20 protein-coding genes are annotated in these 16,117 nt (G+C 44.6%); 16 read left to right on the top strand and 4 right to left on the bottom strand.

The annotated features are described in order from the left end of the window. Positions 1 to 252: 252 nt before the first annotated feature. The 4 genes from rpmB (at position 253) to mutM (ending at position 2,293) form a co-directional block, all read left to right on the top strand. On the top strand, positions 253 to 489 hold the full coding sequence (rpmB, locus tag ACXAFM_RS09050; protein ID WP_012516576.1) for a 50S ribosomal protein L28: 237 nt from the start codon (positions 253 to 255) through the stop codon (positions 487 to 489). A gap of 11 nt (positions 490 to 500) precedes the next feature. Then, entirely contained in the window at positions 501 to 656 is a 156-nt protein-coding gene (rpmG, locus tag ACXAFM_RS09045; protein WP_012516577.1) for a 50S ribosomal protein L33, read from the top strand. Positions 657 to 1,018: 362 nt separating this feature from the next. Continuing rightward, a complete protein-coding gene (locus tag ACXAFM_RS09040) occupies positions 1,019 to 1,480 on the top strand; it encodes a hypothetical protein (protein ID WP_474834292.1) in 462 nt (153 codons plus the stop codon). A 3-nt stretch (positions 1,481 to 1,483) separates the two neighbouring features. After that, entirely contained in the window at positions 1,484 to 2,293 is an 810-nt protein-coding gene (gene mutM / locus ACXAFM_RS09035; protein ID WP_474834290.1) for a bifunctional DNA-formamidopyrimidine glycosylase/DNA-(apurinic or apyrimidinic site) lyase, read from the top strand. Positions 2,294 to 2,392: 99 nt separating this feature from the next. Here mutM and coaD read toward each other — a convergent pair whose 3' ends face one another. Beyond that, positions 2,393 to 2,881 (bottom strand): pantetheine-phosphate adenylyltransferase, encoded by a 489-nt coding sequence (gene coaD, locus ACXAFM_RS09030; protein WP_179981907.1) that lies wholly within the window; start codon positions 2,879 to 2,881, stop codon positions 2,393 to 2,395. A gap of 108 nt (positions 2,882 to 2,989) precedes the next feature. Beyond that, positions 2,990 to 3,715 (bottom strand): 3-deoxy-D-manno-octulosonic acid kinase, encoded by a 726-nt coding sequence (locus ACXAFM_RS09025; RefSeq protein ID WP_474834288.1) that lies wholly within the window; start codon positions 3,713 to 3,715, stop codon positions 2,990 to 2,992. 93 nt (positions 3,716 to 3,808) lie between these two features. On the opposite strand from ACXAFM_RS09025, the gene ACXAFM_RS09020 reads away from it, so the two are divergent. The 8 genes from ACXAFM_RS09020 to glpG all read left to right on the top strand — a co-directional run bounded on the left by ACXAFM_RS09020 (position 3,809) and on the right by glpG (position 12,712). Further along, positions 3,809 to 4,813 carry a glycosyltransferase family 9 protein gene (locus ACXAFM_RS09020; protein ID WP_474830557.1) on the top strand — a complete coding sequence of 335 codons (1,005 nt, stop codon included), beginning with the start codon at positions 3,809 to 3,811 and terminating at the stop codon, positions 4,811 to 4,813. Positions 4,814 to 4,899: 86 nt separating this feature from the next. Then, a complete protein-coding gene (locus ACXAFM_RS09015; protein WP_474828806.1) occupies positions 4,900 to 5,373 on the top strand; it encodes a hypothetical protein in 474 nt (157 codons plus the stop codon). Then, complete coding sequence (locus ACXAFM_RS09010) at positions 5,370 to 6,545, top strand: hypothetical protein (protein WP_474828804.1); 1,176 nt, start codon at positions 5,370 to 5,372, stop codon at positions 6,543 to 6,545. The genes ACXAFM_RS09015 and ACXAFM_RS09010 overlap by 4 nt, the downstream gene beginning before the upstream one ends. Before the next feature lie 9 nt (positions 6,546 to 6,554). Further along, a complete protein-coding gene (locus ACXAFM_RS09005) occupies positions 6,555 to 8,999 on the top strand; it encodes a putative bifunctional diguanylate cyclase/phosphodiesterase (RefSeq protein ID WP_474834286.1) in 2,445 nt (814 codons plus the stop codon). 162 nt (positions 9,000 to 9,161) lie between these two features. Next, a complete protein-coding gene (locus ACXAFM_RS09000; RefSeq protein ID WP_474834284.1) occupies positions 9,162 to 10,358 on the top strand; it encodes a glycine C-acetyltransferase in 1,197 nt (398 codons plus the stop codon). Beyond that, entirely contained in the window at positions 10,355 to 11,380 is a 1,026-nt protein-coding gene (tdh, locus tag ACXAFM_RS08995) for an L-threonine 3-dehydrogenase (protein ID WP_474828798.1), read from the top strand. Before ACXAFM_RS09000 ends, tdh begins: the two co-directional genes overlap by 4 nt. Next, on the top strand, positions 11,380 to 11,691 hold the full coding sequence (glpE, locus tag ACXAFM_RS08990; protein WP_474828796.1) for a thiosulfate sulfurtransferase GlpE: 312 nt from the start codon (positions 11,380 to 11,382) through the stop codon (positions 11,689 to 11,691). The genes tdh and glpE overlap by 1 nt, the downstream gene beginning before the upstream one ends. Before the next feature lie 157 nt (positions 11,692 to 11,848). Then, a complete protein-coding gene (gene glpG, locus ACXAFM_RS08985; protein WP_474834283.1) occupies positions 11,849 to 12,712 on the top strand; it encodes a rhomboid family intramembrane serine protease GlpG in 864 nt (287 codons plus the stop codon). 204 nt (positions 12,713 to 12,916) lie between these two features. Here the strand turns inward: glpG and ACXAFM_RS08980 are convergent, their stop codons facing one another. Continuing rightward, positions 12,917 to 13,330 (bottom strand): flagellar basal body-associated protein FliL, encoded by a 414-nt coding sequence (locus tag ACXAFM_RS08980; protein WP_474828792.1) that lies wholly within the window; start codon positions 13,328 to 13,330, stop codon positions 12,917 to 12,919. A 148-nt stretch (positions 13,331 to 13,478) separates the two neighbouring features. Here ACXAFM_RS08980 and ACXAFM_RS08975 point away from each other — a divergent pair, with 148 nt between their 5' ends. The 4 genes from ACXAFM_RS08975 to ACXAFM_RS08960 all read left to right on the top strand — a co-directional run bounded on the left by ACXAFM_RS08975 (position 13,479) and on the right by ACXAFM_RS08960 (position 15,757). Continuing rightward, positions 13,479 to 14,048 (top strand): chorismate--pyruvate lyase family protein, encoded by a 570-nt coding sequence (locus ACXAFM_RS08975; RefSeq protein WP_474834281.1) that lies wholly within the window; start codon positions 13,479 to 13,481, stop codon positions 14,046 to 14,048. Then, the gene (gene ubiA, locus ACXAFM_RS08970; protein WP_474834279.1) at positions 14,045 to 14,902 is read left to right on the top strand and encodes a 4-hydroxybenzoate octaprenyltransferase; all 858 of its coding nucleotides are present in this window, start codon (positions 14,045 to 14,047) and stop codon (positions 14,900 to 14,902) included. Before ACXAFM_RS08975 ends, ubiA begins: the two co-directional genes overlap by 4 nt. 172 nt (positions 14,903 to 15,074) lie before the next feature. Next, entirely contained in the window at positions 15,075 to 15,434 is a 360-nt protein-coding gene (locus tag ACXAFM_RS08965) for a type II toxin-antitoxin system RelE/ParE family toxin (protein ID WP_474828786.1), read from the top strand. A gap of 17 nt (positions 15,435 to 15,451) precedes the next feature. After that, positions 15,452 to 15,757 carry an XRE family transcriptional regulator gene (locus ACXAFM_RS08960; RefSeq protein WP_474828784.1) on the top strand — a complete coding sequence of 102 codons (306 nt, stop codon included), beginning with the start codon at positions 15,452 to 15,454 and terminating at the stop codon, positions 15,755 to 15,757. A 105-nt stretch (positions 15,758 to 15,862) separates the two neighbouring features. Here ACXAFM_RS08960 and ubiK read toward each other — a convergent pair whose 3' ends face one another. Continuing rightward, positions 15,863 to 16,114 (bottom strand): ubiquinone biosynthesis accessory factor UbiK, encoded by a 252-nt coding sequence (gene ubiK / locus ACXAFM_RS08955; RefSeq protein ID WP_012516595.1) that lies wholly within the window; start codon positions 16,112 to 16,114, stop codon positions 15,863 to 15,865. Between the last annotated feature and the right edge of the window lie 3 nt (positions 16,115 to 16,117).

The raw sequence follows: 16,117 nt of genomic DNA, 5'->3' as shown, positions 1-16,117 counted from the left end.
AAAGTTTGCCCGCATAGACGAATGATAAGGTTGAAAGGTGGCTATTTGGGAGTGAAATGGAGTATTGTTTAAAAATTGAGCGCCAGGGAAAATAAAAAGTAACCTTTTTGTACTTTCTTATTGAAATGATCCTGCCTTTGCTGTATAAAATGCGCCCTCTAATTTATAGTAATACGTCATTTGACCCAACCACTGTTTGAGCGCTTGGGATTAACTGACGCGACAGTTATCGTTGTTCTGGAGACAAATACAATGTCAAGAGTATGCCAAGTAACAGGTAAGCGTCCAACGGTTGGTAATAACCGTTCACACGCACGAAATGCGACTCGTCGTCGCTTTTTACCAAACCTTCAAACACACCGTTTTTGGGTTGAGAGCGAAAGCCGTTTTGTAAAACTACGTTTGTCTGCTAAAGGCATGCGTATCATCGATAAGAAAGGTATTGATTCAGTACTAACTGACATCCGTGCCCGTGGTGAGAAAATCTAAGGAAGCCGACAATGCGTGATAAAATTAAACTAGTTTCTTCAGCAGGTACAGGTTTCTTCTACACTACTGATAAAAACAAGCGTAACATGCCTGGCAAAATGGAGATCAAAAAGTATGATCCCGTTGTGCGTAAGCACGTTATGTTCAAAGAGGCCAAAATCAAGTAATTAGCTTGCTTTTGTCTCCACGAAAACCCAGCCTTTGCTGGGTTTTTTGCTTTTAAATTCGCAATACTTGCTCGCATATCTCACAGATCCCACAAGATCCCGACGTCGCATTTAAATGATCCCGCTTTTGTTCAAACATAGATAGTTGCCTTACCTGCAGCAGATCAGTCGTAAGCAGCACGCTGACTAAGGCTTACAGCATCCTAAAAACGTATTAAGCCAGACTTCAAGCAGCGCCAACTTTTCGTTAAAAGCGCCCTACACAGAGTTAAGCAGGTAATCTGCACATTGGATTAGCTTATAAGAGAATGAGGCATTACTATATTGCGTTGTTTATAGTCGACCATATTACGGAAAAACGCGTGGCAAGAATTTCTCAGCGGGCAATGAACAACGTCGTTATCATCGCAATGCTCATTATGATTGCACTGTTTAACTTAGACAGTTTGGTACCAAAGAAAGACCCTGTACAAACGCGTAGTTTATTACCTGAAGATGCTTACGTGCTCAAGATAGAGCATGATACAAATAGCCTAGAGCGCATCGGGCAACAATGGCGTCAAAAAAGCCTTAACACAAGCCTTGCTGTAAAACCTGACGAGCAGTTTTCACACTGGCAACGGGCTATGCTGAACCCAGCTACTGAGGTACCTGAGTCGGTCATGAATAGCCAGCCTTATATTGTTGTGGTTTGGCTTGCGGGTAATAGTAACGGCAACGTTTATGCTATTTACCCCAATACATCACCTGTAGTGATCAAATTTGAAAATAACTGGTACACATTAACCAATACCAACCTCAATAAATTATTACCTTGGACATGATAAATGCCTGAATTACCAGAAGTTGAAGTAAGCCGGCTAGGCATATCACCGCATTTAATCGGCAATACCATTACTCGTGTAATAGTACGGGAACGAAGAATGCGCTGGCCCATACCTGAGGAGGTCTCAAGTGTTGAGGGGCAGAAGGTAATTGCGGTAAAACGTCGAGCGAAATACCTGCTTATTGAAACAGCAACAGGCACGCTTATTTTACATTTAGGAATGTCGGGCAAGCTGCGTGTCATCGACGCAACCACACCCGTTGTGAAACACGACCACGTGGACATTGTTCTAGATACCGGGAAATGCTTGCGTTTAAATGACCCTAGGCGCTTTGGAGCAGTTTTATTTCAAGCGCCCAATACGCATCAAGTAATGTTTGACAACCTAGGCCCAGAGCCACTTACAGACGACTTTGACGAAAAGCACCTGTTCAAGCTATCGCGTAACCGTAAAGGCCCGGTAAAAAATTTCATTATGGATAACGCAATCGTTGTTGGTGTGGGCAATATCTATGCAAACGAAGCTTTGTTTCTTGCCGGTATCGATCCGCGTAGAGCGGCGGGTAACATCAGTGCGGCTCGCTATAAGTCACTCACCGCTACAATAAAGCAAGTGCTCGCTAAAGCCATCGAGCAAGGTGGTACTACGCTCAAAGACTTTGCACAAACCGATGGTAACCCCGGTTATTTTGCGCAGCATTTAAATGTGTACGGAAGAAAAGGTGAGCCTTGTGAAGTGTGCGGTAAAGCCATTGAAAGCAAGGTGATAGGGCAGCGCAATACCTTTTTCTGTACTCGCTGCCAGCGCTAATAGCTAAAAAAGATTTATGCTAGAAAGGTTTACAGCTAGAAAACTAACTTAAAGCAACTTAACACCGTAAAGCGACTGTACTGGACAACGCCGGTTTACCTAACTCTTTTTACCTAGCCTGTCTCTTAACGCTTGCTCTACTACCGGGTGGCAAAAACCACTTACGGCCCCGCGATGCAAGGCTACCTCTTTCACTAGAGTAGAAGAAATAAACGAGTTTTCTTCAGCTGGAGTTAGAAATACACTTTCAAGCTTCGGGTTTAGGCGTCGATTCATATTGGCCAGCTGGAATTCGTATTCGAAATCAGATACCGCGCGTAAACCACGAATCAAAATAGTCGCGTTTTGTTCATCCGCAAAGTCCGCTAGTAAACCAGTAAACCCTACTACTTCAACATTAGGCAGATCGGCGGTAACTTTCTTTATCATTTCTACCCGTTCCTCTAATGTAAAAAGCGGTTTTTTACTGGGGTTAGAAGCGATAGCCACAATAACGTGAGAGAATAGCTGAGACGCCCGCTCAATAAGGTCTGCATGACCGTTAGTAATGGGGTCGAAAGTACCTGGGTAAAGTGCTCTAGTGTGCATAAATTGAATCTTATTGTCGTATAGGGTTTATAGGTTCAACTGGGCTACTGTACCACATTAACGAGTAATGCTAAGTACTGCTGCAATTATGTTTATTATTCGCGGTTTTTAACGCTTCACCAATTCGTTATAGCCATCTAAGCATGCCTTCCAATCGTCTTCTTTCCAGTGAAATACCGGGTTTTTCGCTTGCTCTTTATGTAGAGAGCGCAATAGACGATCTAGGTTACTTTGTTTCCAGCTATCCCCTTGGCGTTTCGAACAGCGGTCAAAGTCGATTAGCCAAATTTGCTTATCGCCATCAATCATAATATTTCGAACATTCGCATCGTGATGATAAACCTGGCAATTGTGCATTCGAGCCAGCGCTCGCCCGACTTCATGCCATTCGTTTTTTGATAGTGGCTGCTGGCACAAAACGTGGTGCAGGTCTTGGCTATTAGGAATGTTAAGGGTGATAATATCGCCCCGATAAATTAAGCCTCTGCGATGGATACGAGCAGCGACAGGAATAGGTACCAAAAGACCTTCACCTCGCATGTATTCGAGCAATGCGAATTCTTCGAAAGGTCTAGAACGTTCAATGCCATTAAAAAAGTATTGGTCACTGAGTATCTTGCCTACCAGTCCGCCACGCATAAAGTGCCGTAAAACCCAGTGTTGACCTTCATGCTCAATGAAGATGGTTGTACCACGCCCCTTGGCTTGACCTGTTATCTTGTTCTGCAGTTGCCAAAACTCAGGGCTAAACATTTCAGTATTGGGCTGACTAACCAAGGTATTGTCGAAAATAAAGTGGTGCCCAGCACCTATGTCTCGTCGCATTGTCGCCATGTTGCCCACAACTTATGGTAAATTTCATATTCTAATGATTTATTTTGGTTTTTCAGCAACGAGAGAGCTTCTGTGGGAAAAAAGATTTGTTTAATGCGCTTATCGGCCATTGGGGATGTGTGTCATGCCGTTGCTATGGTTACTCGAATTCAATCACAGTGGAACGATGCTGAAATTACGTGGGTAATAGGGAAAGTGGAGTATCAGCTGGTGAAGCTGATGCCAAACGTACGGTTCATTATTTTTGATAAATCAAAAGGGAAAGCTGCAGTAGATTCGCTAAAAGCGGAAGTGGCCGGTGAAACCTTTGATGCTTTATTAATGATGCAGGTGGCATTACGGGCAAACTTAGCTTCGCGAGTGATTAAAGCAAAACAGCGCATAGGTTTTGACTGGGCGCGAAGTAAGGAGCTGCACTGGTTGTTTGCCAATAAACGGGTGGCTGCCACAAAGCACGCTCATGTGCTTAAAGGTTTTATGGATTTTGCCGATGCATTAGGCGTACCAGAGACAAAGCCAGTATCTTGGAATATCCCGGTTGCTCCAGAAGATGAGCAGTGGGGCGAAGAACAAGCAAAAATACTGGGTAAATATGTGGTTATTTCACCTGCTGCAAGTAAAGCTGAAAGAAATTGGTTGCCACAGCGATACGCAAGTATTGCTGACTATATCCAGGAGGCCGGCGTCAGCGTGATATTATGTGGCGGTCCAGGAGAGTTAGACCGCAAAACTGCTGATGCAATAAAAGCGTGTGTAAAATATCCGCTTAAAGACTTTACTGGGCAAACAACATTGCATCAGTTGCTTATGTTGCTTAAGCATGCCCACCTAGTTATTGCACCAGACACTGGTCCGGCTCACATGGCTACAACTGTTAGCACACCTGTAATTGGGCTATACGCACACTCTAACCCACGCAGGACGGGGCCTTATAACGACCTTGATAGAGTAGTCTCTGTGTATGATAAATGTGTAGAAGAACAAAAGGGAAAACCCTGGGACGCGTTGCCATGGGGTACGCGAGCCAAAGGGCGCCAATTAATGGAAAAAATTACCGTAGACATGGTAAAGCAAAAAGTTGCGACGTTTCTCGTTTAATTTTTTATCGTAAGGTAAAACTACCAACTATTATCTACACTTAGCGTTGTGAACTGTACTTCTGTGAAACAGGGAGCTGTTACTTAATGAAAAAGCCCGCTTTGCGATGGCTGTCCGGTATTTACGCTTTTACCACATCAAAAATAGTGCTGCTAGCATTAGCAGTGCTAGTACTGTGCGTGTCTAAAGTAAATGCGTCTGAACTTAACGTCATGGTGAATGAAAGCGTAATGGTTGCAGAGCTTAATCGCTCTGAGCTTCGTCAGATCTTTACAGGGCAGCGTCAGTACTGGGGCAACGGCACTAAAATAACGGTTTTTGTACTGCAAGACAGCGATGAGTTACACCGTCAGTTTTGTCGCGATATCCTTCAAATGTTTCCTTACCAGTTGTCTCGGCTTTGGGACCAAATTACCTATTCTGGGCAAGGTATCACACCTATCAGAGTAACCTCTTATCAAGCGCTAGTTGATGCACTAGAGAATACCGTGGGCGCTATCGGTTACGTTGAGCGAAGTGATATTGTTAAGCTAAGACGCGTAGAGGTAGACTTAGAATGAAAAAATATATCGCTTTTTCGCTCGTAATCGTCAGTTCGTTCGTTGCTAACGCACAGACAGACTTCACATGGCATGGCTATATTTCACAAGGCATTACCCAGTCGAAAGACAGTAGTTTTATCACTGACAACAACAAGGTTACTGGTGAACTCACAGAGATAGGCTTGAACGGTTACTATCAGGTTGCAGAAAATATATCCGTTGCTGGCCAAATTAATTATCTAGACGGTGGTAACCGTTTCGAACAAGGTGCTCGCCTAGACTATCTATTTGTCGACTGGAAACTGCCTGACTTACCTAGCGGATGGCGCGGGCAAATTCACGCAGGTCGCTTTAAAAACATCCATTGGCTTTATTCCGCAACCAGAGATGTTCCTCAAACTCGATATACGTCATTATTACCTCAATCAGTTTATAACGACGGATTTCGTGACGTTGCATTGGGTAGTAATGGTATTTTGACCAGTTTTTCTCACTTTAGTAAGGAATATACGTGGGAGCTTAACTGGAGTTATGGGCGCTCGAACATTAACGATTCTCAGCGCGACTTTCTGTTAGGTAATGAAGTTAAAGGGAAAATTAAACAAGACTTCGTACATCAAGCGAGCCTGTTTTTACAGCCCTCATCCATGACGTGGAAAATAGGGGCTGGTTGGCTTGATTCCGATTTCAGGTACACGCCATCACCGGATGAAGATGGTTTGCCTGGCAGCGCGAACATAGAGCGATTTATGTTTTCTGCGCAATACTTCGCAGAAAATTGGGAGCTGTCTGCTGAATTAATACGCGACAAACAACTAAGCCAAGGGCTGTTTTCGTCAGATTTTATCGAAAAGCGCACCGGAGAAGGCGGCTTTGTTCAATTCAGGTACCTTTTTAACAACCACGTTAGCGGCCTATTGGGCTACGACACTTACATCAATGATACATCTGACCGTGATGGTAAAGACCTAGAGACAAAGACAGGAGGTCTTATCCCTGCCTACTTTGGATATCAGGATACGTATACGGTGGGTTTACGTTGGGACATCGCTCCAAAATGGAGGCTCCAAGGGGAATATCACTGGGTAGAGGGGGCAACCCGCGTGGTGAGTTTGTTGAACCGTGATGTGGCATCCTACTCTGATAAACATTGGGAAATGTGGTCAATACAATTGATGTATTGGTTTTAAGGCTAGTAAATGAAGGTTCAGGTATCTTTTACCACTAAAACCATCGCCATATTATTGGCAATGGTTTTAACTGTTACAATTGTAATTTCTACCATGCTTATTCAAGAATCTGAAGCTAAGCTTGAATTACAGCAGCGTGAAAGCCAAATCAGCAATCAACGTCGCGTGCAGTTGTTTGAAGATATTCTCCATAGCCGCATGATCACCTTTATTGATATTATAAGCCGTAAAAGTGGCGCCTATTCCAATAACCTTGATGAATTACGTAGTACGTTAGATGACCTAAACGAATACCTAACGCTCAATTTTCAGGTCGAAAGCCTGTACTTATTCGATGAAAATGGCGTTGTTGGACAGCCCGCTTACCCTGTTAACGCCACTATAGAGCGCCTTGTAGATTCCACCCGGGCAGCATTTGAAAGCCGCTCGTTACTGGTCTGCGAGAGCGTATGTACCCATTATATTTCCATACCCATAATGGCGCAGAGTGAGAAAGTGCCGGTTATCATTGTTTCTACTTCTATGCGGGAACTGCTGTATTTGTTCAGCCGAGCGACCGATGTGCATAAGGTTGCGGTTGTTCAGTTGAGCGAATTACAAGAGGGCAATCTTTCATTAAAGGTAGCAAGCCAAGTTACGGCGGCCAATCGACAGTTCATAAATTTACTTATTGACGCTTTGCCGGCTAACTGGCGTGTTGACGATCTCGTTATCAAAGGCGTGAATGTAGGTTTAGACAGCCAGCAGCTTTTAGTGAGCCTTCTACCTTTTGACCACGCGTCAGGAGACCATCCTTATTTACTTATTGTACAAGATGTGTCGGCAATGATACGTCAGAACGAGCAATATCAGTACGTGGTTATTTCAAGCGCTATCGCATTATTTCTTCTTTTCTCTTCGTTGCTCTATCTTTTCTTAAATCAATATCGCACAAGGCTATTAGATATCAGCGAACGCCTACCTATGTTGGCTGAGCATAAGTTTAGCGAATTTTACACGGTTGCGGCTAAGCGTAGAAAGCAGCCGGTATTTAAGCTAACCGACGAACTCGACGTGGTTGAGGAAGCGGCGAACGATTTAGCGCGCCAGCTAGAAAGCTTTGACGGACAAATGGCAATTAACACCGCTAAGCTCGAAAAAATGGCCATGTTCGACGTGCTAACAGGGCTGCCTAACCGCAACATGTTGACCTTTCAAATTGAAAAACAATTAGCTAGTTCAATTCGCGATGACAGGCTAGTTGCTCTTATGTTTATGGACTTAGACGACTTTAAGAAGGTCAACGATAGTCATGGGCACGACGTGGGTGACAAGCTTCTCAAAGCCGCTGCAATGCGAATTTCAAAACCTATTCGGGAATCTGATATTGCGTCTCGTTTTGGTGGCGATGAATTTGTTATTTTGCTGTCAAACATAGATAGCAAAAAGCATGTTGATACTGTTGCGCAAAAAATCATAGACGAATTCAAAGAGCCTATCATTGTTGATGGCGTGACCTTTTATGTTTCAATCAGTATTGGTATTGCCATAACTAATCACTCTCGTGCCACGCCGGTGGAACTGTTACGTCACGCTGATATTGCAATGTACGAAGCTAAGGCGAAGAAAGGCGCAGAATTTAGGGTGTATGACGCCACCATGAACCTCAAGGTAATGCAAAAAGTCGAGTTGGAATCTGAAGCCCGTGAAGCCCTCAGAGGTAACCAGTTCAGCCTTGCCTTGCAACCGCAAATTGACATTCACAGCGGCAAACTTATGGGCTTTGAAGCGCTATTGCGCTGGTATCACCCTAAAAAAGGGCATATTTCACCAGGTGATTTCATTCCTCTGCTTGAAAATACGTCGTTTATGCTCGAGCTAGATTACTGGGTTATCACGCGCTCCACCCATTTGGTACGTGAGCTTAAAAATAGCGGATATCCAGATATTAAAGTGGCAATTAACTTATCGGCAGGACAGTTCCTAGACCCCAGCTTACCTGAGTTTTTACAGCACCAAATCATCAAAAATGATATTGCGCCTGACCAAGTTTGCCTAGAGCTAACGGAAACCGTTTTGGTCTCAGACATCAAGCGGGCAACGGAAATAATGCAAACCATACGTGATATGGGGTGTATGTTAGCCATTGACGACTTTGGGACCGGCTATTCATCATTGAGCTATTTAAAATCACTGCCAGCCGATTACATAAAGGTCGATCGTTCTTTTGTTGCTAATATTGCCAGCAGCGCAGACGACAGAAATATTGTGCATTCCACCATATCTATGGTGCGTAATATGGGCATGCAGGTAATAGCTGAAGGCATTGAAACCAATGAGCAGTATGAATTGCTTTGTCATTTCGACTGTCATCAGGGGCAGGGCTATCTTATCAGCCGTCCTATACCTGAAGTAAACCTTTGGGACACACTAAGCAATAAGGTAGAAAACGGCTTTTGGAAAGATTTCACATAGCACCTAAAGCAAATTAGTGTGATTTAAGTGTTTTTCTTTGACTGTGCTAAATAATTTACAAACTTAGTCGACAAACCCATTAAATACAGCGCATGGGTGTGTACCCTTTCACGCGCTTTCATTACACTAGCGGTTTTTATATACCCACACTTGGAGAATGGCATGTCTGCGGCATTTATTTCTCATTTGCAATCGCAAATTGAAGCCACAAAAGAAGATGGTTTGTACAAAAAAGAGCGTGTGATCACATCCCAGCAACAAGCGGATATTGGTGTTGATAGTGGTGAGCATGTTATTAATTTTTGCGCTAACAACTACCTCGGCCTGGCAAACAACGAAAGCTTAATCGAAGCGGCGAAAGAAGGCTTAGATAGCCATGGCTTCGGTGTAGCATCTGTGCGATTCATTTGCGGAACGCAAGACATTCACAAGCAACTAGAAGCCTCTATCAGCGACTTTTTAGGCACCGAAGACACCATTCTTTACCCGTCTTGCTTTGACGCAAATGGCGGTTTGTTTGAAACCCTGCTTGGGCCGGAAGATGCCATTATATCTGATGCGCTAAACCACGCTAGTATCATTGACGGCGTACGTTTGTGTAAAGCAAAGCGTTACCGCTACGCTAACAACGACATGGCAGCGTTAGAAGAGCAGTTGATGCAAGCCGATGCCGACGGCGCACGCTTTAAAATCATTGCTACCGACGGCGTGTTCTCTATGGACGGCGTTATTGCCGACCTTGCTTCAATCTGCGACCTAGCCGACAAATATGATGCCATGGTAATGGTTGATGACTGCCACGCCACGGGTTTCTTGGGCGAAAACGGTAAAGGTAGCCATGAATACTGCGGTGTAATGGGTCGTGTAGACATTATAACAGGTACTTTAGGCAAAGCCCTTGGCGGCGCGTCAGGTGGTTATACTTCGGGCAAAAAAGAAGTTGTAGAGTGGCTACGTCAGCGCTCGCGTCCTTACCTATTCTCTAACTCAGTCGCGCCACCTATTGTTTCAGCATCATTAAAAGTGTTTGAAATGATGAAAGAGGGTGATGAGTTGCGCGCTAACTTATGGCGAAATGCCAACCATTTCCGCAAGCGCATGGAAGAGGCTGGCTTTACTCTTGCCGGTAAAGACCACGCTATTATTCCAGTGATGCTTGGTGACGCTCGCTTAGCCAGTGAAATGGCCGACAAACTTTTAGAGAAAGGCATCTATGTTATTGGCTTCTCATACCCTGTTGTACCTAAAGGGCAAGCTCGAATCCGTACGCAAATGTCAGCAGGTCATAGCCTTGAACACGTAGATAAAGCCATCGATGCTTTCATTGAAGTAGGCCGTGAAATGGGAGTGATTTCATGAAGTCGCTTGTAAAAGCAAAAGCGGAAAAAGGCATTTGGCTACAAGACACGCCAAAGCCTGAAGTAGGGCACAACGACCTACTGATTAAAATTCGCAAAACCGCGATTTGCGGTACTGATATGCATATCTACAACTGGGATGAGTGGTCGCAGAACACGATTCCCGTACCTATGGTGGTTGGTCACGAATACGTTGGCGAAGTAGTGGGTATGGGGCAAGAAGTAAAAGGCTTCGAAGTTGGTGACCGTGTTTCTGGTGAAGGTCATATCACCTGTGGTCACTGCCGCAACTGTCGCGCTGGTCGCGTACACTTGTGCCGTAACACTGAGGGTGTGGGTGTAAACCGCCCTGGTGCTTTTGCAGAGTACTTGGTAATTCCAGCATTCAACGCGTTTAAAATTCCAGACAATATCAGCGACGACCTCGCGTCTATTTTCGACCCGTTTGGTAATGCCGTTCACACCGCGCTAAGTTTCGACTTAGTAGGCGAAGATGTGCTTATTACAGGTGCTGGTCCTATAGGTATTATGGCGGCGGCGGTCGCAAAACATGTAGGTGCGCGACACGTTGTTGTTACCGACATCAACCCTTACCGTCTTGAACTGGCTAACAAAATGGGGGCAACCCGTGCTGTTGATGTAAGTAAAGAAAACTTACAAGACGTTATGGACGATCTGGGTATGACAGAGGGCTTCGATGTGGGCCTTGAGATGTCTGGTGTGCCAGTAGCCTTCAGAGACATGCTCGACAAGATGAATCACGGCGGCAAAGTGGCCATGCTGGGCATTCCTCCGCAAGACGTTGCTGTCGATTGGAACCAAGTTATTTTTAAAGGTTTGGTAATAAAAGGCATCTATGGCCGAGAAATGTTCGAGACCTGGTACAAAATGGCGAGCTTATTACAAAGCGGCCTAGACCTTTCACCCATCATCACTCACACCTTTTCCATTGATGACTTTCAGAAAGGGTTTGATACCATGGGGTCAGGACACTCAGGTAAAGTTATTTTGGATTGGCAATAATGACAACATTCTCACACATTAGCGTAAACGACGTGGCTAACTTTCAAGGCGACGTAACTATTGTGGATATTCGCGATCCCCAATCGTTTGCTAATGGCCATATGCCCAACGCGGCACCGCTGAACAACGACAACTTTGGGGCGTTTATTGATCAAACACCCAAAGATATCCCAGTTGTTGTGGTGTGTTATCACGGCGTAAGCAGCCAGCAGGCTGCGCAAGTGATTGCTCAACAAGGTTTTGAAACCGTTTACAGTATGGACGGGGGCTTTGAAGCGTGGCGACAGGCGAAGCCGGTAGTAACCGAATAGCTATTTTATAAAGGTGCACAATGTGCACCTTTATTTTATGTTTTGCAGGTCCTTCACTATTTCAGTATAAAGAGTCAGTAACGAGAGCTAGGTTTCCACGCTCTCGCACATCTTTATCGCTTCACACTCTTTTTGCTTTTGGGGTAACAACTAGTTTATGGGTCATCCTTTAATCGCGTTTAATCAGCAAAGTCCTGCGCACCTTCTCGCCAACTATTTAACCAGTCAGCATATCAGCGCCAAGGTCGTACAGCACGACAAAGAATTCGTGGTTGTACTGGATAATAGCGAGCATACCGATCGCGCAAAGGTTATCGCAGAAGATTTTTTAGTAAATCCAACAAACCCTAAATATCAGCAAGCGGCTTGGGATAGTGGTAAGAACGTACAGCTGGCCCCATCAGGCAACGGCTTTTCGTTAAGTAAAATAATGTCCGACGCCGTTAAAGCACCGTTTACGTCTGTGGTGTTTATGCTGTGCGCAGCGGTGTACCTATTATCTTTATTTGGCTTGTTTGCCCCCATAGCACAGCACTTACTGATGCAACCGTTTTCTGTTTTGTTGCAAAATCACGAGTGGTGGCGGCTACTTGGCCCGGCGTTTATTCATTTTTCAGTACTTCACATCGTATTCAACTTACTCTGGTGGGCCATGCTGGGAGCCAAGATCGAGCGTACGTTGGGCATAAGCATGCTGCTGATTGTTTTTGTAATATCAGCCACGGTTTCAAATGCTGCACAAGCGCTATTTAGCGACCCTGTACAAGGTAATCTACTCTTATTTGGCGGTTTGTCTGGTGTGGTTTATGCCGTGATGGGCTTCGTGTGGTGGCTTGGCTGGCTGCGCCCAAGCTGGGGACTTTCGCTGCCAAACTCCATTGTCGGCTTTATGCTAGTATGGCTAGTACTTGGCTATGCCGACATTCTGTGGGTGAGTATGGCAAATGCAGCGCATACGGCGGGCCTTATTTCAGGCTGCTTACTTGCCGCTACGTTAAGCTTAGGTTCTGGAAAGCGTTAGCAGTTGATGAAGGCAGGGCTTAAAACCAAAAGATACTGAAGTGTCTAGGTATTACGACGTATAAGTATGAGATAGCATGCCGTTCTAACCTAGAAAATTGGCGTGTTACATACTAAGACAAAAAATGGTAAAACTGCTTTAGAAACAAAAAGCGAGCTGATTAAAAGCTCGCTTCTTCATTGGCCTAGACAGCGGTTATTCTGTTTAAGCGCCCTGATATAAGTACTTAGTAAAGATAACGTTCTTAATCACTTCACCACCGGTTTCTTGCTGCATGTGCTCTTGAAGGGCTTTCAATATAGCGCGACGAATATCTTCACGACCGGTAAGCGACTTTACTTTCTCTGCAGGCTGCTGCCCGAAAATCTCAATGGCGGTAGAACGTAGCAGCGGCATATGGTGTTCAGCAATTTCCAGTTGGTTCACATCGTGAATCATTAACTCTACCGACACGCGAACGTAACCAAGCTTCTGTGCGCTGTCGCTAATATAGTTGGTAACAATCTCTGGCTCTAAGCCCAAGTAAGCGTAGTTGGCTTTATCTTGCGCCAATGCTGAATTGCAACCAAAAACAAAAAAACTAACCGCAAATACACGTAAAACGAGTGACTTAAACATAGTGAAGCCTGAAACACCAAAGTAATAAATTCACTTGATAGTGTAGCAAATCCCTTATCAAACACACTACTGCAAAAGTTTAACCAAGTGAAAATATTCTCACATGACGTGTTATCATACTAACAGATTCATTATTCGGGCTTTTCGTGTGAGTTTTAATGCCACTTTTCCAGTGGGTTTGGCGGTTGACTGGCAAGCACCTTCTGGCATCACAATTCCTAATGCGCAGCTAAAAAACTGGTTGTTAGACACAGGGTCGTTGACCGAGCGGGTGCAATCACTAAGCGATCATTTTTCGCTGGAGCTTATCGGGCAGCGCACGCAAATACCTCACGACAACGAGCTGTCGTTACTTCACAATAACGGTAACAGCAGCTATCAAGCTCGCGAAATCCTGCTGTGCGGTAACCATCAACCCTGGGTGTTTGCACGTTCTATTATTCCCCAAGCGTTTGTAGACAGCGAGCTTTCTGACTTAGGCCGCGAGCCACTGGGAAAACGCTTATTTAACGACACGCGGTTCACCCGATCAGAGTTCCAATTGTGTACTGCCCAAGCCTCCCAGTTTGGCATTAACAGTAACCAAACCTTGTGGGGAAGACGCTCGTTGTTTACGTTAGACAACTACAGCATGATAGTGGCTGAAGTTTTTCTTCCCGATTCTCCGGCATACGGCTATATAGCGACAAGCGAAAAGGAAAGCGAGCAACAGTTATGAAGCATAATTGGAATGCGTATGCGCGACTTATGCGCCTTGATAAACCTGTCGGTATTTATTTACTGCTATGGCCTACATTGTGGGCGCTGTTGATGGCGGCCCAAGGTTTACCGCCTTTGGGTATTACGCTTATCTTTGTGGCTGGCGTAGTCGTAATGCGTTCAGCTGGCTGCGTTATCAACGACTATGCTGACAGAAAAGTGGACGGACGCGTAAAGCGCACAACACAGCGTCCGCTTGCAACGGGCGAAGTGAAACCTAAACAAGCGCTGCAGTTATTTGGCGCACTTATCGCCATCGCCTTTGTGTTAGTGCTGTTTCTTAACTGGCAAACTATCGCGTTATCTTTCATAGCGCTTTTGCTTGCTGCAAGCTATCCCTTCATGAAGCGTTATACCCACTTACCGCAGGTGGTATTAGGTGCGGCATTTGGCTGGGCTATACCTATGGCTTTCATGGCCGTGCTAGAAACTGTACCAACGTACGCTTGGTGGTTGTTTATTGCTAACTTACTATGGACAGTAGCGTACGACACCATGTACGCCATGGTAGACCGCGACGACGATTTGCAAATAGGCGTTAAATCTACCGCTATATTGTTCGGTAAAAACGACGTGCTAATTGTGATGTTGTTGCAAGCCTGCGCGCTAACTATTCTGTGGTGTATAGGCTTAACAATCAATGCGACATGGCCTTATTACACAGCCGTGCTGTTTTCTACTTTGCTATGCGTGCGCCAATATCAACTTATTAAACGCCGTCAGCGTGAAGGCTGTTTCACCGCGTTTATTGAAAACCACTACATTGGTTTAGCCATTACGCTGGGTACGGCGCTGCATTTTTGTTTGGTTTAGTAGGGTACTTGTTAATACACCCGAAACCATACAACTATTGAACAAGTAAGCCGCAGTGAAAATTACTCGCAGTAGCAATTTGTTGCTTTTACCTTCTTACGTCACATTATAACTAAACGAAAGTATATACGTTTGACGATATATACTTTCGAGAGTATGTTAGGAGGTGCCAATGGAATGGCAAATTGTTGTCACAGATGAATTTGAGCAGTGGTTTTTGTCACTCTCTGATCTCGAGCAAGTAGATATTCTAGCGATGATCGATGTCTTAGAGATTAAAGGCCCCACTTTAGGAAGGCCTTATGCTGATACATTGAAAGGCAGCGCTAAAATTAGAAACTTAAAGGAATTAAGGCTTCAACACTCAGGAAAGCCCTACCGTATTTTGTATGCTTTCGACCCAAAAAGAAATGCAGTGCTTCTGTGTGGAGGGCGCAAAAACGGTAAGAAAGATAAACTGTTTTACAAACGAATGATTTATCTGGCTGAAAAAGTGTTTGCGCGATATTTAAAAGATGAAGGACTTTTATAAACCGGAGGCTTAGTATTATGGCAAAAACAATAGGTGAGCTACGTAAGCAAGTAAAACCCGAAATTCAAGCGACAGCTAGAGCTAAAGCGTTGGAAATTATTGCAGATATGACGCTTTCTGAAACCCGAAAAGCGCGTGGTTTAAATCAAGGGGAAGTCGCAAAACGCCTAAACTTAGCGCAACCCAATATCTCTCAAATAGAGTCTAGACCAGATTTACTCGTAAGTACTTTATCTCAATACATTGAAGCACTCGGCGGAACATTAGAACTTCATGCAAAGTTTCCCGATGGGCAGACTATCGATATTAAACTGTTTAAATAGTTGCATGTCAGAAGCGTGAATGAAGAACTTCAACACTCAAACATGATTGAAGACAACAAAAAAGCGCCATAAAGGCGCTTTGAGTTTTCTATAAGCTGTGAACAACTATTTTTCAGCTAGTTTTGCTTCTAGCTCGGCAATGCGACTTTCCATAGCGTCTAGCTTTTCGCGGGTGCGAATAAGCACTTGGCTTTGAATATCGAACTCTTCGCGAGTCACTAAATCAAGTTTCGACAGCTGCGACTGCAATACTGTTTTCACTCGGCCTTCTGCTTCTTCAGCCATGTTTTTAACGCCTGGTGGTACGGCATCAGCAATTTGTTTCGCTAAATCTTCGAGTTTCTTCGGATCCAACATGGA

The sequence above is a fragment of the Alteromonas sp. ABD4_190 genome, from assembly GCF_056160105.1.
This window is presented reverse-complemented; position numbering and strand designations above follow the sequence as displayed.

Bases quoted from the DNA above. Each gene is read 5' to 3' on its own strand.
- rpmB (WP_012516576.1), top strand. From the start codon at position 253: ATGTCAAGAGTATGCCAAGTAACAGGTAAGCGTCCAACGGTTGGTAAT.
- rpmG (WP_012516577.1), top strand. From the start codon at position 501: ATGCGTGATAAAATTAAACTAGTTTCTTCAGCAGGTACAGGTTTCTTC.
- mutM (WP_474834290.1), top strand. From the start codon at position 1,484: ATGCCTGAATTACCAGAAGTTGAAGTAAGCCGGCTAGGCATATCACCG.
- coaD (WP_179981907.1), bottom strand. From the start codon at position 2,881: ATGCACACTAGAGCACTTTACCCAGGTACTTTCGACCCCATTACTAAC.
- ACXAFM_RS09025 (WP_474834288.1), bottom strand. From the start codon at position 3,715: ATGGCGACAATGCGACGAGACATAGGTGCTGGGCACCACTTTATTTTC.
- ACXAFM_RS09020 (WP_474830557.1), top strand. From the start codon at position 3,809: ATGCGCTTATCGGCCATTGGGGATGTGTGTCATGCCGTTGCTATGGTT.
- ACXAFM_RS09015 (WP_474828806.1), top strand. From the start codon at position 4,900: ATGAAAAAGCCCGCTTTGCGATGGCTGTCCGGTATTTACGCTTTTACC.
- ACXAFM_RS09010 (WP_474828804.1), top strand. From the start codon at position 5,370: ATGAAAAAATATATCGCTTTTTCGCTCGTAATCGTCAGTTCGTTCGTT.
- ACXAFM_RS09005 (WP_474834286.1), top strand. From the start codon at position 6,555: ATGAAGGTTCAGGTATCTTTTACCACTAAAACCATCGCCATATTATTG.
- ACXAFM_RS09000 (WP_474834284.1), top strand. From the start codon at position 9,162: ATGTCTGCGGCATTTATTTCTCATTTGCAATCGCAAATTGAAGCCACA.
- tdh (WP_474828798.1), top strand. From the start codon at position 10,355: ATGAAGTCGCTTGTAAAAGCAAAAGCGGAAAAAGGCATTTGGCTACAA.
- glpE (WP_474828796.1), top strand. From the start codon at position 11,380: ATGACAACATTCTCACACATTAGCGTAAACGACGTGGCTAACTTTCAA.
- glpG (WP_474834283.1), top strand. From the start codon at position 11,849: ATGGGTCATCCTTTAATCGCGTTTAATCAGCAAAGTCCTGCGCACCTT.
- ACXAFM_RS08980 (WP_474828792.1), bottom strand. From the start codon at position 13,330: ATGTTTAAGTCACTCGTTTTACGTGTATTTGCGGTTAGTTTTTTTGTT.
- ubiA (WP_474834279.1), top strand. From the start codon at position 14,045: ATGAAGCATAATTGGAATGCGTATGCGCGACTTATGCGCCTTGATAAA.
- ACXAFM_RS08965 (WP_474828786.1), top strand. From the start codon at position 15,075: ATGGAATGGCAAATTGTTGTCACAGATGAATTTGAGCAGTGGTTTTTG.
- ACXAFM_RS08960 (WP_474828784.1), top strand. From the start codon at position 15,452: ATGGCAAAAACAATAGGTGAGCTACGTAAGCAAGTAAAACCCGAAATT.
- ubiK (WP_012516595.1), bottom strand. From the start codon at position 16,114: ATGTTGGATCCGAAGAAACTCGAAGATTTAGCGAAACAAATTGCTGAT.